Raw genomic sequence first — 14,985 nt, 5'->3', positions numbered from 1 at the left:
ACCGGAACGCCGCGAGGACGATCCTCGCCACGGCAGAACGCGACCGTGCTGGTGCCGACGACGTGAGACATGCGATCACCTCCTTTCGGGAGGTCGGTCGGGTGCGGTCCGAGCCAGAAATCCCCCGGCTTCCAGCTGCGGGGAAACGTTAAGGTAGGGCTCCCTTCGCACCGGGCGCCGGGCGCTCGGCGAGATCGTTGAGATGACGCTGGTACGCGACCACGGCCCGGGTCGCCGCCGACAGGTCACACGGGCTGGTGTAGAGCAGGTCGCGCGCCTGCCGGTACCGGGCGGACAGCTCGGGGTGCTCGATCAGGCCGAGTCGACCCGCCTTGGCCCGGTACGCGTCGAGCCGCCCCCGCAGTTCGGCACGCCGCCGCAGCAGCCCGTCCGCCGCCTCGTGTGACTCGGCCATCCGGCGCCGGGCGTCCACCACGCCGCGTTCGAGCGCGGCCAGTTCCCTGCCGACCTGGCTCCACCGGTGTTCCCGGTGCACCTGGTCGAGCTGGGCGAACTGGGCGCGCAGCGCCGGAGTCGGATCCGGCGACAGCTCCGGTAGCGCCGAATTGGCGATCTTGTCCCGGGCCAGCGCGTGCGTGCGAGCGGTCTCGCCGGCGGCCGTGACGAGGTCGTCCAGTTCGGCCGCCAACCGCGCGGTCCGGCCGGGGTAGCCGTCGCGTACCTCGGTCAACTCGGCGAGCCGACCGGTCAGGGCGGCGACCTCGGCCTCGAACCGCCGCAGCCGGTCCCGCAGGGCGGTCGCCGCCGATCCGGTCCCGGCCGCGCCGAGCGGGTCGGCAACCGCGTCCCGGTATGCCTCCTCGACCGCCCGGTCGAGCCGGTCGAGCCGGTCGAGTTCGCCAGCCAGTGGCGGCGCGGCACCGGCCCCGTCCGCCGGACCGGCACGACGTTCGGCAGCCGGGACAGCACGACGTTCGGCACCGGCCCGATGTTCGGCGGCCGGGACGGCACGACGTTCCGCCGCCGGGACGGCACGGAGATCGGCAGCCGGAGCGGTCTGCGAGCCGGCGGGCGGAGCGGCACCGGGCACGGCCGGACCGCCGGCGCCCGCCAGCTCGTCGGGTCGCCCCGGCCCGCTCAACTCGACGGCGTCCGCCCGCAACCACCGCAGCGCGTCCGTGAGCTGCCCGAACCATCCGGCGAGCCGGGACCGCGCGGCTTCCAGCCCGGCGAGTGTGCCGGCCAGCGCGGTCGCCTCGGCCTCGATCCGCCGGGCCAGTTCGGTCACCCCGATCCGGTGGGCCGGTGCGGCGGCCGGGTCGTCCAGCACCGTCCCGTCGGCGTCGAGCGCGACCACCGGGGCGCCGAGCAGGTCGCCGAGTTCCCGCAGCTCGGTGTCGCCGGGCCGGGACCGCCGGGCGCGTACCTCGCGGGCCTGGCCGAGCAGTGCTCCGAAGGCGGCGAACTGGGACCAGAGCGCGCCGGTCCGGGCGAGCACGTCGGCGGCGACCCGCGCGGTCTCGCCGGTGGGCCGGGTGTCCCGCAGCAGGGCCAGCTCGGGCCGGCTGTCCAGGGCGTACATCGCGGCCGAGGCCCGGTCGTGCGCGGCGCCGAGCGCGCCGAGTATCCGGTCGACCTCGGCACGACCCATCGGCGACGGCGGCGGCACGGTCATCGGCCCGACTAACCGGAACTCGGGGTGCCGGCCGGTGCCGACGGGTGACCGCCGGTGCCCCGGCACTGCGCGGGAAGGTCCACGAGACACGCTAGTCCCGGTAACGCGCGACCGGTGGCGCCGGCGCCGGGCCCAGCGACGTCAACCATCGGGTGTAGAGCCGGGTCCAGGTCCCGTCCGAACGGATCTTGGCCAGTACGCCGTTGACGAACTGGACCAGCTCCGGTGACTCGCGGGAGATCGCCACCCCGTACGGCTCGTCGCTGAACCGCGGGCCGACGACCTCGGTGTTCGGGTCCTGCGCGGCGAGCCCGACCAGGATGCTGTCGTCGGTCGAGACCGCGACGACCTGGTTCTGCTGAAGCAGTACGAGACAGTCGGTCCAGTTGACCACCGAGACCGGCACCGTGCCCTTCTCCGCGATGTTGCGGATCGAGGTGCTGCCGGCCGCCGCGCAGACCTTCTTGCCACGCAGGTCGTCGATGGCCTGCACCCCGGAGCCACGGGTGACCAGGACGCGCTGGCCGGCGGTGAAGTATTCGGTGGAGAAGTTGACCTCCTGCCAGCGTTCGCAGTTCATCGTCATGGTCCGGACCACCATGTCGACGGTGCCGTCCTTGACCACCGTGATCCGGTCGGCCGAGCTGATCGCCCGGAACTGGATCCGGCCCGGGTCGCCGAAGAGCCCCCGGGCGATCTCCCGGGCGATGTCGACGTCGAAGCCGGTGAGTTGGCCGGTCAGCGGATCGCGGAACCCGAACTGGTAGTTGTTCTGGTCGACCCCGACGATCAACCGTCCACGCTGGACGATCTTGGCCATCGCGGTGCCGGACGGCATCTGCCGGGGACGGGGCAACGCGCCGGACGGCCGCAGGCTGGCCCGGGGGTTGCACGAGCCGGACGAGGCCGCCGGGCCGGTCGGGATGACCGCCGGATCCTGCATGCCGACCGGCCGGGGCGGGTCGGCCCCGATCTGGTTGTCGGGGAGCGCCTGATCGTCCGTGCCGCAGCCGGCGAGACCCACCGTGGCCACCACCACGAGGACGCCGGCAAGGAGCCGGCCGGCGAGATGCTGGTGCCTCATCGATACTCCACAATCCGCCGCTGCATGCCCACCGCCGCCCCGACCAGCAGGACGAGGCTCAGTCCGACGATACCGATGTCGACCCCGGTCAGGGCCCGGCCGGCGCTGACCGCCTCCCGCTCGAACCGGTCTCCGTTGTGCGTGATGGCCAGGGCGAGCGCCTCGTCGAACTGGTTGAAGATGGCGGCAGTGGTCTGCTCGCCGGTGCCTACCGTGGCGGCAACCGCCTTGGCGTACTCGCCGCTGTCGTCGAGAGTCCGCACGTTGCGGTGCGCCGCCGACCACTCCTTGCTCCGGGCGATGGCGGCCTCGACCGCCTGCCTGGTGGTGTCGTCCGGAGCGGCCTCCCGGGCCCGCGCCAGCAGTCCGCCCGAGCCGTCGGCGCCGGCGAGTTGCTCCATCACGACGCCGTAGTTCTCCTCGAAGGCGGTGCCGTTGCCCCGGGCCACCAGGGTGAGCGCCTCGTCGGCGCGAGCCTGCAACCCGGCGATCCGCGCTTCGGCGAGCAGGTTGACCTGGGCGGAGCCCTCGTCCCGACTGTCCCGCAGGTTTCCGGCCGCGACCAGCGCCGAACCGGTCAGCCAGGCCACCAGCAGTATCGTCGCACCGGTGCCGACCAGCAGCCCCACGTTGAGCAGCCGGTTGGTGCGCCGGGTCAGGTGGACCTGCGTCAGCACCAGGGCCGCCAGGGTGAGCACGGCGAGCAGCACCGCGACCCAGGGAAAGCCGGCCGCCCGGTCCCGTGCCTCGTCCAGTTCGGTCGAGGCCGTCCCGTAGAGCTCCTGGGCGGCGGGCAGCAGCTCGTCGCGCATCAGTCCGGAGGCTTCCTGTAGGTAGGCGACGCCCAGCGGCAGGCCCTGCCGGTTGTAGGTCCGGGCGGTCTCCACCAGGCCGCTGTAGACCGGAAGCCGTGCCGTGATCCGGGCGACCGCCGCGGCACCTCGGCTGTCGTCCGAGATCGCGGCCGAGACGACGGTCAGCGCCGAGGCCGCGTCGGCCAGGTCGCGCTGGTAGCGGTCGCGCAGCGCGGGCGGTTCGAGACCGTTGGAGAGGAAGGCGCTCGCGGCGGTGGCGTCGGCGTCGGAGAGCGCGCGGTAGAGGCTCTGCGCCGCCACCGCCAGCTCGCCGCTGCGGGCGGTGACCCCGCGGACCAGATCCGCGCGCTGCCGTACGCCGACGAACGCGACCACCCCGGTGAGCAGGCCCAGCACCACCACCCCGGCCAGGATCGCGGTGAACCGGCCGGGTGTGCGGCGCAACGGTGTGGTCATCCGGCGCAGCAGGTCCGGCGGGCGGGGTGGCGACGGAACGGCCAACCGGCCTGGCGGGACAGCCACCGCCGACCCGTGCGAACCCACCCGAAACCTCCCCAACACAGCACCGGGAACCCGCCGACCGGACGTGGCCCAGGCGGTCAGATCTTGGACGACCGGCTTCAAGGTAACCAATCGGCTCAACCGGTGGGGGGCGGCCCGCCGGTGTCGGGGAGCCTACGTCCAGCCACCGACAGCCGGCCCCGGACCCCCGTCCACTGAACCTTTTTCCACCTCCCCTTGCGGTCCGTCGTGGCCGGAGGTGGAAGTCGGGGCGGACGCACCGCGCGGTTCAGGTTGACAAAGGTCCACTGTCGGCGGTGTGACACGGTCCGGGCGGCGCGGCGGGCCGCCCGGACCGGGAGTCGACGCGGGCGGGCCACGCCGGGTGCTGCGGCGCGGCCCGCGCGGTGGTCAGCCGGTGGTCCAGACGTACGTGCCGGCCACGGTCGCCGCGACGGAGCCGGCGTACGCGGGGGCGAGGCCGCCGGCGAACAGCGCGTCGACCCGGGCCGCCTCGGCCGCACTCGGGTACGCGTTCCGGCAGGAGACCGGGGCGCTGCTGCCGGACATCAGATCCGAACAGAGTCCGGTACGCCGGTCGGGCAGCCCGAGGATGTGCCCGAGTTCGTGGGTCGCGATCCGGGTCCGGTCGTACCCCTGGTCCACAGCCTGCCAGCCCATGTAGACCCGGCCGGACCCGAGCCCGGTCACGTACGCCCGCGGCCAGCCGCTGTCGACGTAGATCGTCACCGTCGCCGGGGTACCGGCCACCAGCCGCACGTTGCCGACGCTGCTGTTCCAGATCTGTGCGGCCTGGGTGAAGTTGGTGGTGAACTCCCCGGCCCGGCTCGCGTCGTAGTAGACCGTACGCACCGCGGGCGCGGCGGTGGCCGGCGCGGCGGCGACCTGGACCCCGACCAGCGAGGTGGCCAGGGTCAGCAGGCCGAGCGTGGCCCGGAGGAGGTGGCGTCTGAGCATGGCGACTCCTTATGGCGGCGGGGAGGGCGAGGACAGGACGCCCTCGATCGACGCTCATTAATCTAGGTGTCCGGACCGCCGGCCGGCGCATAGCAGTTGCCTCATACCGGGCGGCCGAACACCGATGCCGGAGATCCACCCGCTTCCCGCCACCGCCATGTGGAGCAGAAACGTAACCTGGCCGAAGACGCGCCGTCGTGACCGTCGACCAGGGTGATAGGGCTAACCTGGCATCGAACGGCCGGCGTGGCCGGCGGGGGTGGAAGGCGGTAGTGGGATTGTGCTGGCGGAGGAAAACCACGTGACCACGCCGTCGCGGACCGGGCGTCCGGCGGTGATGACCGACGTGGCCCGGCTCGCCGGGGTGTCGCACCAGACGGTCTCCCGGGTGATCAACGGTCATCCGCGGGTCCGGCCGGAGACCCGGGACCGGGTGGTCCGGGCGATGGCCGAGCTGAGCTACCGGCCGAACGCGATGGCCCGGGCCCTGGCCAGCCGCCGCTCCCGGGTACTCGGGGTGGTGAGCTTCGACACCATCCTGTTCGGCCCGGCCTCGACGCTGCTCGGCATCGAGCGCGCCGCCCGGGCCGCCGGTTACGGGGTCAGCATCGTCACGCTGGAGAAGGTCGACCGCCGGGGCGTACTCAGCGCCGTCGAGGCGCTGGACGGGCAGGGCGTGGACGGGGTCATCATCATCGCACCGCAGATGGCCGCCGCCGCCGCGCTGCACAGCCTGCCCCGGGGAATGGCGGCGGTGGCCGTCGAGGCCGGCCAGGACAGCGGACTGCCGTCCGTCTCGGTGGACCAGGTCGCCGGGGCCCGGCTCGCCGTCCGGCACCTGCTCGAACTCGGGCACCGAACGGTGTGGCACGTCTCCGGGCCGAGCGACTGGCTGGAGGCGGGTGACCGGATCATCGGCTGGCGGCAGACCCTGGAGGAGGCCGGTGCGGCCATTCCGCCGATCATCTCCGGGGACTGGAGCGCCCGGTCCGGCTACGCGGCCGGTACCGCGCTGGCCGGCAACCCGGACGTCACCGCGGTCTTCGTCGCCAACGACCAGATGGCGCTCGGCCTGCTCCGCGCCCTGCACGAGCGGGGTGTCCGGGTACCGGCCGACATCAGCGTGGTGGCCTTCGACGACATCCCGGAGGCGGAGTTCATGCTTCCGCCGCTGACCACCATCCGGCAGGACTTCGACGAGGTGGGCCGGCGCGGCATGGCGACCCTGCTGCGGCTCCTCGACGCCACCGGCCGGGCGGGCGGGCCAATTCCCGTGCTGCCCAGCGCCACGCCGATCGAGCCGACCCTGGTGATCCGACAGAGCAGCGCCGCGCCGCCGGCCGACCGCCGCTGACCGGGCCCGGTCAGCGGCGCCCGACGGGATGTCGGTCCGCCGCCTCGTCCGGGGCGGTCAGGCCCACGGGGTGGTCAGCCGGAACGAACTGTCCGCCCGGAAGGTGGCGTTGTCGGCGTACCAGTCGACCCGGAGTTCGTAGTTGTAGTGCCGCAGGTACCGGCCCGGGTGGTTGTAGGACTCCAGGGCGACCGAGCCGGCCACCGAACCGGGTCGGGCACAGAACGTGGCGTCGCCGCGGAAGATCGCCGTGCCGTCGCTCGGGTCCAGGCGCAGCCGGTAGTCGTAGTGCCGCAGATAGCGGCCACCTGCCCCGGTGAAGGAGTAGCAGTTCGGGTCGGCGAGTCCGGCGACCACCGTGAAGGTGGCGTCCTGCCGGGTCTGTAGCGGGCTCGATCCGGAGACCGGTTCGACGTAGCCGAGGTAGTCGCGGTGCCGGACGTACCGGTCCGGGAAGTTCACCGACTGGAACGACCGGGCCGTGTTGACCGGGAGGGTGACCCCGCCGGACACCGTCTCCTTCAGCACGGTGAAGTGCCGGGCGAAGCCGGAGAGCCCGGGTAGCTGGGTCGGGGCGGTCCAGGTGTTGAAGCCGTCGTAGCTGTCGCTGAAGAGGTACTGCCCGACGGTGTAGCCGTCGAAGAAGATCCGCCAGCCGCCGTTGTCCAACTGCACCAGCGCCTGGCCCTCGCGCGGGCCGCCCCAGCCGGCCCAGTTGCCGGTACGCCGCATCGTGTACGGCCCGGTCAGGCTGGTCGCCGTGGCGTACTCGACGAACTTGGTGGTCTCCTGCTTGGTGAACGCGTGGTACGTCCCGCCGATCTTCACCACGAACGTGTCGATGTAGTTCGGCCCGATCCCGCTCAGTACGGTCGGCGCGCTGAACGCGGTGAGCGAAGCGTTCGTCGCCCGCAGCCGGTACGGCTTGAAGTCCGCGCCGTTGGTGGAGAGCGAGACGATGACGTTGACGCTGCCGTCGGTGTCGACGAACCACTCCGGCGCCCAGGTGTTCTGCACCGTCAACGGGATGGTGTGGTTGCGCAGGAACGTCCAGTTGACCCGGTCGGTACTGGTGGCGAAGCCGATGGTGTTCCCGGTCCAGTTGGTGGTGTAGACGATGTAGTAGCGCCCGTCGGTGTGCCGGATGATGCTCGGGTCCCGGATCAGTCCGGACGGCGGGGTGTAGGCCGGGCCGCGCAGCAGTCGGAAGCCGGTGGCGTCCGGCGACTCGTAGACGTACATGTTGGATTCGCTGCTGTTGGTGAACGCGGTCATGGTGTAGCGGGTGGCCTGGCCGGGTGGCGGCGCGGCGGCCCCGACCGGAGCCGCCGGTACCACCGCCCCGGCCACCAGCAGCAGCCCGGCGGAGCCCGCCGACAGCCATCGGGAACGGTTCCGTGCTCGGGTCATCGTCGCCACCTCCGGCGGGGTGCGAGCCTGCCGTCTCCGGCAGTCGCGTGAGCGCTAACATACACGCCGACCACAGCACTCTCAATAGAAGTCGAACGATGCCTCGATCCGGCTCTACCGCCGGGTACTCCATGCGTCGTCGCCGGCCCGACCCGGCGCGCCCGCTTGCGGACAGCTCACCGGCCTACGCCGCCCGCATCCGTGACCCGGCCGGGGCGGCGCCGTGGCACGGGCAGCCGACCGCCGCGACCGCGCCGGCCGGGGCCTCCTCGGACATCGCGGCGGCTGCCTCCTCGACCCCGCGCAGCAGTCCGTCCAGCGCCGCCCGGTCAAGGTGGCGGCCCCGCACCACCACCCCGTCGATCCGCCGGGTGTTGCCGATCTCGGTGAGCGGGTTCGCGTCCAGCATCACCAGGTCGGCGGCGCAGTGCCGGGCGATCCGGCCGGTACGGGCGCCGAGGAAGCTCGCCGGTTCGGCGGTCGCGGCGTGCAGCGCGGCCATCGGGGTCAGCCCGGCCTCGACCAGGAGCCCCAGCTCGTCGTGGACCGAGAAGCCCGGGAACAGCCCGCAGGTGCCGACGTCGGTACCGACCATCAGCGGCACCCCCGCCCGGTGCAGCTCGCCGACCATCCGCAGCCGGTGGGCGAACAACGCCGCCCACCGCGCGTCATCGGCCGGGGCGCGGTCCTTGAGATACAGCTCGTCCAGGGCGTACTGGAGGCCGCCGAGGATCGGTGCCGGCAGGTAGCGGGCGCGCGGGTCGGCGTACAGGTCGAGGGTGCGCGCGTTGTCCAGGCCGTGGTGCATGCCGAGGGTCGGCACCTGACGGGTACGACGTCCGGCCAGCCGCTCGAACACCCGACGGGCCTTGGCCGGGCTGTACGTGTGCACGGCGGTCCACTCCACCGGGTGGATCGCGGCGAACCAGCCGCTGTAGTCGCCGGTCTCCAGCCGGATCCGGGCGATCCGGGCCCGCAGCCGGTCCTCCTCCCACGACGTGTCGATGGCGGTCCAGAACAGGTGCTCGACGCTCGCCTGCCCCAGCTCGGCGGCCTCGGTGATCGGCACCTCGTCCGGGCAGTGCCCGGCGAACCCGACCCCGAGCCGGTGGCACTCGGCGGCGATCGCCCGGTACGCCGGCGGCGACAGCCGGGAGTAGACCTTCACGAAGTCGGCCCCCTCCGCCACCACCTGGCGGACCGCCTGCCGCGCCTGCTCGGCGTCGGCCACCGAGAGCACGCTGAGCAGCATCGGGTCCCAGACCGTCGGTGCGCCGTCGACGATCCGGCTGCCGATCGCGTAGCGCGGGCCGAGCAGGGTGCCCGCCTCGATCCTGCGCCGCCAGTCGTGCACGGGCGCCGTACCCGACATCTCCCGTACCGTGGTCACCCCGTTGGCCACGCAGAGCGCCGGATCGATCTGCTCGGCGTACCCGTGGGTGTGCATGTCGGCCAGGCCCGGGATCAGGAACTTGCCGCGCAGGTCGACCACGGCGGCGCCGGCCGGCACCCGGACCTGGCCGGTCCGGCCGACCTCGGTGATGCTGTCGCCGCGCACAAGCACGGTCGTGTCGGGCCGGACCCGCCCGGACGCCGGGTCGATCACGGTGGCGGCGGTGAACGCGGTCCCCGCCTCCGGCACGGCGGAGCCGGGTTCGGTGGACCCGCCGCCCGGGCTCGCGATCGCCGAGGTGGCGGCCGGCGAGGTGGCGGCGGTGGCACCGACGGCGAGACCGGCGACGAGCATGCTGCGGCGGGAGAGCTTCGTTGTCATACCTGGAATCGTGACAACGACGGGCCGGCCGGGCACACGTCCTGCCACCCGGAGCGGGGTGGAGATAGGTCTACCTCGGCCCGCCGAGGACCCGTGATGACGCGAGCGACGCCGGGGGCCGGCACAGCGATCCCGACGACCGCCGTGCGTCAACTCAGGTTGACAGAGATGACGCTGTCAATCTAGGTTGACAGCGTCGCCCGAACGCCGCCGACCCCGGTGACGCCCGGGCCGGACCCCGCCCGACTGCCGTCACGACGCGGTCGGCACCACCGGTCGGGCGTCCACCCGAGATGCCCGGAGAGACCCAGACCGGCAAGCCCTGGGAGCGGAAACATGTTCGAGCGGTTCACCGAGAACGCGCGCCGTACCATCTCCGCCGCCGTCGAGATCGCGGCCGAGACCGGGGCGACCAGAGCCGGGCCGGAACACCTGCTGCTCGGTCTCGCCGCCGACGAGCGGGGCACCGCAGCCTCGGTGCTGGCCGGATACGGCCTCACCGCGTCCGCGCTGCGGGCGGCGACGCCCCGGCCCGGCGGTCGGCGGTGCCTCACGGACGAGGAAACCTCGGCTCTGCGCGGCGTCGGTGCCGACGCCGACGAGGTGTTCCGGCGCATCGAGCAGGAGTTCGGCTCCGCCGCGCTGTTCGACCAGCCGGAGCCGCCGGTGCGATCCCGCCCGCGCGACTGGCTCGCCGGGCCGCTCGACGCGGGAGCCAGGAAGGTCCTCGAACTGTGCCTGCGCGAGGCGATCGCCCTGCGGCACCGGGAGATCAGCACCGGGCACCTCCTGCTGGCGCTGCTCCGCCACGACCTGCCCGGGCCCGTGTCGACGGCCGTGCGCCGAGCCGGCGTCACGTACGGGGACGCCCGGCGACGTGTCGTCCACGCCCTGCGCCAGCCGAGGTGAGCACCCGGCGTCGGAGGACCCGCCCCGGAACCGGAAAGCTCGCCCGGAACGGGACGCCACAGACCGGCGGGACGTCGCCGGCACCCGTCCGCCGTGCCAAGCCGACCTACCGGCGGATAACCGCTCGCCCGTGTCGCGGCTGCGATGCGAGGATCGCGCGGTGTCGACATCCCGTTCCGAGCTGCTGCGCTGGCAGTTCGACCTGACCTGGTCGCTGTTCGAATACCACCTGGAACGCCTGGAGCCCGTCCACCTGCTGTGGGAGCCGGCCGCACTCTCCTGGACGGTACGCCCCGACGGCGCCGGCCGATGGCTGCCGGACTGGTCGGACACCGAGCCGGACCCCGTCCCGGTACCCACCGTCGGCTGGCTCAGTTGGCACATCGGCTGGTGGTGGAGCGTGACCGTCGACCACGCGCGGGGGCGAACCCCGCAGGACCGTACCGAGGTCGTCTGGCCCGGCGACGCGGCGGCGACGATCGCCTGGTTGCGTGCCCTCCGTACCGAGTGGCTGTCGGTGCTCGACGGACTCACCGAGGCAGACCTGGACGAGACCGCGCCGTTGCCGTGGCAGAGCGATCCGGCGCACACCGTCGCGCACACGGTCGCCTGGGTCAACGCGGAGTTGATGAAGAACGTGGCCGAACTCGGCCAACTGCGGCTGCTGCACGACGCGCGGGCGGCGGCCTGACCATATCCACGGAGAGCGGTCCGCCCCGGACGGCGGTGGTTCATGGGGCGGGACCGGGTCACGGCGTGGCAGGGGTCACCGGGTAGCGGAGGATCGTCTTCAGCTTCGGCGCGGCCGTTCGCGCCGGGCTCGACAGGTAGATCTCGTGGTGCCGCCCCGACATGCGGTATCCGGACTCCTCGACAAAGGCCATCAGCCGGTCGAGCGTCGCCGGCTCCTCGCTGTACGGCCCGAGGTGCAGCACCTGTGCGCTCGGGCCCTCGGCCATCCGGCGCGGTTCGACCCGGTCCACCGGTATGCCGGGCTTCTTCCGGGCCGTCGCCGCGACGACCTCGGCGACCAGTTCCGCATCCACCTGTGCCGGCTGCACGATCATCATCGTCCAGTTCCAGGTCGACCGGTCGTGGCGGGCCCGTTCCCACTCCACCGACCCCCACCACAGCCCCTCCAGCGGCGCGACGGAGTAGTCCAGCACGCCGGCCCGGTTCAGCCGGAACCGCAGCCCGTACGCGACCGCGTACAGCGCTCCCACCGCCGCCTGCCACCCGGGCCCGTCGGGATCTCCGGTGCCGTCGATCGTCAGGAACGGCAGCTCCGGTACGTCCACCAGCGCCGGGGCGGTGCCGGCCGCGTACAGGTGGGAATGGACCTTCTTGAGGTCGGTCCTCGACATGGTCGTCATCTCAGCTCGGCTCCTCGTCCTCGATCGGTACGACCACCCGGGTCACCAGTTGGGCCGGATCGGTCGTACCCGGGTCGGCCAGGTACGCCTCCCGTACCTGGCCGCACGGGCGCAGCCCGCGTTCGTGGATCCAGGCGAAGACCGCCTGGTACGTCAACGTCAGGTGCTCGTACGGGCCGACGTGCACCGCCGACCCGACCCGACCCGGCGGAAGGTGTTCGACGCGCGTCCCCGGTACGGCGTCGGCGGGTGCGTCGCTCTGTACGCCGACCGCGACCCGGAGCTGGCTGCTCAGGTCGACCGGGAACAGTCCCCAGACCGGCGGCGTCCAGTCGAGGCCCGACACCCCGGCCATCAGCGGTCCGATCTCACTCCCGACCGTCGCGCCGATCTCCTCCGGCGCGCAGACCGCGCGGCGGACCAGCAGCCGGCGGGCGGGCTCGTGCACCAGGGTGACCTCGTGCCGGAGCAGCCCGTCGGTGAGCAGGCCGCCGGTGAGCAGCCGGTCCAGGAGTTGCCAACTGCGTTGCTGCGCGGCGATCCGCTCGGCCATCCGGGTCTGCTCGGTCCGCAGCACCGCCGCCCGTGCCTCGTCGTCGCCGCCGAGCACCCGGGTGATCGCCGCGAGCGGGACGTCGAGGCCCCGGAGCAGGGCGATCACCATCGCGTCGCGCACCTGGTCGCGCCGGTAGTAGCGGTAGCCGGTGGCCGGATCGACGCTCGCCGGCCGCAGCAGGCCCAGTTCGTCGTAGTGGCGCAACTGTTTGACGCTGAGTCGGCACAGCCGGGCGAACGCGCCGATCGGCAGGAGTTCCCTGGTCACCGCCTCATCCTGGACCCTCCCCCGGTGGGAGGGTCCAGCCGCCGGCCCAAGCTCCGGTTGGCCACCTACGCCTCGGTCAGCGCAACCGCGTCGTCGATCCGCCCTCGGGGATCAGCCGGACACCACCCGCAGGCCGTGCGGCCGGCGACGGTGCAGCCGGTCGAGGGCGCCGCCGGTCGCCGCGTCGGCGGGCAGGTAGACGACCAGCCGCTGGTCGTCCTCGGCGGCGAGGTCGAGCATCTCGTACGCCAGGCGCAGCTCACCCACCTCCGGATGCACCCACCGGACGATGCCGTTCGACCTCGGCAGCCCCGGCACCGTCCCGGTCCGGCCCGTGAACGCCTCCCCGGCGAGCATCGTCAGCTCGTCGGCGAGGCCCGCCACGTGCCGGTCCGCCCGGAACGGGCCCTGCTTGAGCATCGCCACCTGCTCGTCGGCGACGTGCTCCCAGTCCGGGTACGCGATGCGGGCCCGCTCGTCGGCGAAGACGTACCGGGCGAAGTTCGGCATCACCCCGTCCAGCAGGCCGATCGGGCCCGCCAGCCGCTCGAAACCTGCCGTCCGGCCGACGATCTCGTTCAGCCGGTTGAGCAGCATGGCCGGGGTCGGCTCCAGGCGGTCGACCAGCGCCCGCACGGTGGGCCGGACGTCACGGCCGGGAACCGCGTCGCCCATGCAGCTGAAGCCGCCGCCGGACGCCTTGGTCAGCCGGTAGAGGTGGACCCGCTGGCTCGGGGTCAGCCGCAGCGCCTCGCCGAGGGCGGAGAGCACCTGCGTCGACGGGTGCCGGTCCCGGCCCTGTTCGAGCCGGGTGAGGTATTCCACGCTGACTCCGGCGAGCATCGCGACCTCGGCCCGGCGCAGCCCCGAGGTGCGCCGCCGGGGACCGGTCGGTAACCCCACCTCGGCGGGAGTGATCGCCGTACGGCGGGACCGGAGGAACAACCCCAGCTCGTTGTCGCTCACCTCCCGAACCTAACAGCCGTACGGCGCCCGGACGGTAGCCCTGTCCCTACCACCATCGCTCCGGCCTTCCTGCCCCTCGTTCCGGCCCGCAGAGTCGGCGACGCGGAGATACGACCGCGACCAACTCCTCGGAAGGTGTGCTGTGGCTCCCACTGTGGCTGTGCTCGGCGGCGGATATGGCGGAATCAGCGTGGCGAAGGCGCTCGACGACATCGCCGACGTCGTCCTGGTCGAACCCCGGGAAACGTTCGTGCACAACGTCGCCGCGTTACGCGCCGCCGTCGACCCGGACTGGACGGAACGGATCTTCATCCCGTACGACGGTCTGCTCAGCCGTGGCCGGGTGCTCCGGGACCGCGCGGTCCGGGTGCACCCGACCGCCGTCGACCTCGGCTCCGGCCGACGGTTCACGGCCGACTACCTCGTACTGGCCACTGGCTCGACTTCGCCGTACCCGTCGAAGCTCGACGTCGAGGAGGCCGCCGGCGCCGCCGCCAAGCTCCGGAGCACGCAGGCGGCGCTGGCCCGGGCCGACCGGGTCCTGCTGCTCGGTGCCGGGCCGATCGGGATCGAGTTCGCCGGCGAGATCAAGGCGGTCTGGCCGGACAAGACCGTCACCGTCGTCGACCCGGCCGCCGACCTGGTGTCCGGCCGGTTTCCGGACGCGTTCCGCGCGGAACTCCGGGCCCAGCTCGACGAGTTGGGCGTGGAGCTGCTGCTCGGCACGTCCCTGCGCGAGCTGCCGGAGACCGGTCCCGGCCAGACCGGCGGCTTCACCGTGACGACCCGGTCCGGTGTCGAGATCGACGCCGACATCTGGTTCCCCTGCTACGGCGGGACCGTCGACAGCGACTACCTCGGCCCGGAACTGCGCCCGGCCCGCCGCCCCGACGGGCGGCTCGCCGTCACCGCCGAGCTGCGGCTGCCCGGCCAGGAGACCGTGTTCGCCGTCGGCGACGTCACCGCGGTACCCGAGATGAAGCAGGCCCGGGCGGCGCAGCAGCACGCCGAGGTGGTCGCCGCGAACGTCCGGACGCTTATCGAAGGCGGCGGCACCCTGGCCACCTATCGGGCGGCGGCGGATTCCATCGTCCTTCCGGTCGGGCCGAAGGGCGGGGTCGGCTACCACCCCGAGGCCGGCCTCCTCGGCGCCGTCCCGACCGCGGAGCTGAAGGGCGGGCTCTTCCTGGACAGGTATCTCGAACTGCTCGGCGCGGTGGCCGCGCGCTGACCGACGCCGCCGGAGTCGCCGGCTCGGGCGACCCGGGTCGTGCCGCCGGCTCTGCGCAGCCACCGGCTCTGCGCAGCCACCGGTTCTGCGTGGCCACCGCCGCCGCCTGACGGAGCCCGGCGGCTGACGGG

13 protein-coding genes are annotated in these 14,985 nt (G+C 73.0%); 4 read left to right on the top strand and 9 right to left on the bottom strand.

Annotated elements, in window-relative coordinates:
• Positions 1 to 148: 148 nt before the first annotated feature.
• The 4 genes from Pma05_RS28225 to Pma05_RS28210 all read right to left on the bottom strand — a co-directional run bounded on the left by Pma05_RS28225 (position 149) and on the right by Pma05_RS28210 (position 5,014).
• Complete coding sequence (locus Pma05_RS28225) at positions 149 to 1,636, bottom strand: hypothetical protein (protein WP_203860525.1); 1,488 nt, start codon at positions 1,634 to 1,636, stop codon at positions 149 to 151.
• Positions 1,637 to 1,727: 91 nt separating this feature from the next.
• Positions 1,728 to 2,720: a glutamate ABC transporter substrate-binding protein gene (locus Pma05_RS28220; protein ID WP_239313273.1), complete on the bottom strand. Its 993-nt coding sequence runs from the start codon at positions 2,718 to 2,720 to the stop codon at positions 1,728 to 1,730.
• Positions 2,717 to 3,991: a GlnX family signal transduction membrane protein gene (locus Pma05_RS28215; protein ID WP_203860524.1), complete on the bottom strand. Its 1,275-nt coding sequence runs from the start codon at positions 3,989 to 3,991 to the stop codon at positions 2,717 to 2,719. The genes Pma05_RS28220 and Pma05_RS28215 overlap by 4 nt, the downstream gene beginning before the upstream one ends.
• 456 nt (positions 3,992 to 4,447) lie before the next feature.
• Positions 4,448 to 5,014, bottom strand: a complete 567-nt coding sequence (locus Pma05_RS28210) for a snapalysin family zinc-dependent metalloprotease (RefSeq protein WP_203860523.1) — start codon at positions 5,012 to 5,014, stop codon at positions 4,448 to 4,450.
• Positions 5,015 to 5,351: 337 nt separating this feature from the next.
• Between Pma05_RS28210 and Pma05_RS28205 the strand changes: the two genes are divergently transcribed.
• On the top strand, positions 5,352 to 6,368 hold the full coding sequence (locus tag Pma05_RS28205; RefSeq protein WP_203860529.1) for a LacI family DNA-binding transcriptional regulator: 1,017 nt from the start codon (positions 5,352 to 5,354) through the stop codon (positions 6,366 to 6,368).
• Positions 6,369 to 6,425: 57 nt separating this feature from the next.
• Here Pma05_RS28205 and Pma05_RS28200 read toward each other — a convergent pair whose 3' ends face one another.
• Complete coding sequence (locus tag Pma05_RS28200; RefSeq protein ID WP_203860522.1) at positions 6,426 to 7,778, bottom strand: glycoside hydrolase family 43 protein; 1,353 nt, start codon at positions 7,776 to 7,778, stop codon at positions 6,426 to 6,428.
• Positions 7,779 to 7,962: 184 nt separating this feature from the next.
• Positions 7,963 to 9,552: an amidohydrolase family protein gene (locus Pma05_RS28195; RefSeq protein ID WP_203860521.1), complete on the bottom strand. Its 1,590-nt coding sequence runs from the start codon at positions 9,550 to 9,552 to the stop codon at positions 7,963 to 7,965.
• Between the two features lie 336 nt (positions 9,553 to 9,888).
• Here Pma05_RS28195 and Pma05_RS43585 point away from each other — a divergent pair, with 336 nt between their 5' ends.
• Together Pma05_RS43585 and Pma05_RS28185 are read left to right on the top strand one after the other, a co-directional pair.
• Positions 9,889 to 10,461 (top strand): Clp protease N-terminal domain-containing protein, encoded by a 573-nt coding sequence (locus tag Pma05_RS43585; protein ID WP_275414763.1) that lies wholly within the window; start codon positions 9,889 to 9,891, stop codon positions 10,459 to 10,461.
• Between the two features lie 160 nt (positions 10,462 to 10,621).
• Positions 10,622 to 11,152, top strand: a complete 531-nt coding sequence (locus tag Pma05_RS28185) for a DinB family protein (RefSeq protein ID WP_203860520.1) — start codon at positions 10,622 to 10,624, stop codon at positions 11,150 to 11,152.
• A 58-nt stretch (positions 11,153 to 11,210) separates the two neighbouring features.
• Here Pma05_RS28185 and Pma05_RS28180 read toward each other — a convergent pair whose 3' ends face one another.
• From Pma05_RS28180 to Pma05_RS28170, 3 genes are all read right to left on the bottom strand, one after another.
• A complete protein-coding gene (locus tag Pma05_RS28180) occupies positions 11,211 to 11,834 on the bottom strand; it encodes a GyrI-like domain-containing protein (protein ID WP_203860519.1) in 624 nt (207 codons plus the stop codon).
• Between the two features lies 1 nt (position 11,835).
• Entirely contained in the window at positions 11,836 to 12,657 is an 822-nt protein-coding gene (locus Pma05_RS28175) for a MerR family transcriptional regulator (RefSeq protein WP_203860518.1), read from the bottom strand.
• A 111-nt stretch (positions 12,658 to 12,768) separates the two neighbouring features.
• The gene (locus Pma05_RS28170) at positions 12,769 to 13,623 is read right to left on the bottom strand and encodes a helix-turn-helix transcriptional regulator (RefSeq protein WP_203860517.1); all 855 of its coding nucleotides are present in this window, start codon (positions 13,621 to 13,623) and stop codon (positions 12,769 to 12,771) included.
• Positions 13,624 to 13,765: 142 nt separating this feature from the next.
• On the opposite strand from Pma05_RS28170, the gene Pma05_RS28165 reads away from it, so the two are divergent.
• On the top strand, positions 13,766 to 14,854 hold the full coding sequence (locus Pma05_RS28165; RefSeq protein WP_239313271.1) for an NAD(P)/FAD-dependent oxidoreductase: 1,089 nt from the start codon (positions 13,766 to 13,768) through the stop codon (positions 14,852 to 14,854).
• Positions 14,855 to 14,985 lie beyond the last annotated feature (131 nt).

It is taken from the genome of Plantactinospora mayteni (assembly GCF_016862935.1).
GTDB lineage: Bacteria > Actinomycetota > Actinomycetes > Mycobacteriales > Micromonosporaceae > Plantactinospora > Plantactinospora mayteni.
This window is presented reverse-complemented; position numbering and strand designations above follow the sequence as displayed.

Coding starts and splice junctions, on each gene's coding strand:
- Pma05_RS28210 (WP_203860523.1), bottom strand. CDS start 5,014: ATGCTCAGACGCCACCTCCTCCGGGCCACGCTCGGCCTGCTGACCCTG.
- Pma05_RS28180 (WP_203860519.1), bottom strand. CDS start 11,834: ATGACGACCATGTCGAGGACCGACCTCAAGAAGGTCCATTCCCACCTG.
- Pma05_RS28195 (WP_203860521.1), bottom strand. CDS start 9,552: ATGACAACGAAGCTCTCCCGCCGCAGCATGCTCGTCGCCGGTCTCGCC.
- Pma05_RS43585 (WP_275414763.1), top strand. CDS start 9,889: ATGTTCGAGCGGTTCACCGAGAACGCGCGCCGTACCATCTCCGCCGCC.
- Pma05_RS28215 (WP_203860524.1), bottom strand. CDS start 3,991: ATGACCACACCGTTGCGCCGCACACCCGGCCGGTTCACCGCGATCCTG.
- Pma05_RS28225 (WP_203860525.1), bottom strand. CDS start 1,636: ATGACCGTGCCGCCGCCGTCGCCGATGGGTCGTGCCGAGGTCGACCGG.
- Pma05_RS28200 (WP_203860522.1), bottom strand. CDS start 7,778: ATGACCCGAGCACGGAACCGTTCCCGATGGCTGTCGGCGGGCTCCGCC.
- Pma05_RS28220 (WP_239313273.1), bottom strand. CDS start 2,720: ATGAGGCACCAGCATCTCGCCGGCCGGCTCCTTGCCGGCGTCCTCGTG.
- Pma05_RS28205 (WP_203860529.1), top strand. CDS start 5,352: ATGACCGACGTGGCCCGGCTCGCCGGGGTGTCGCACCAGACGGTCTCC.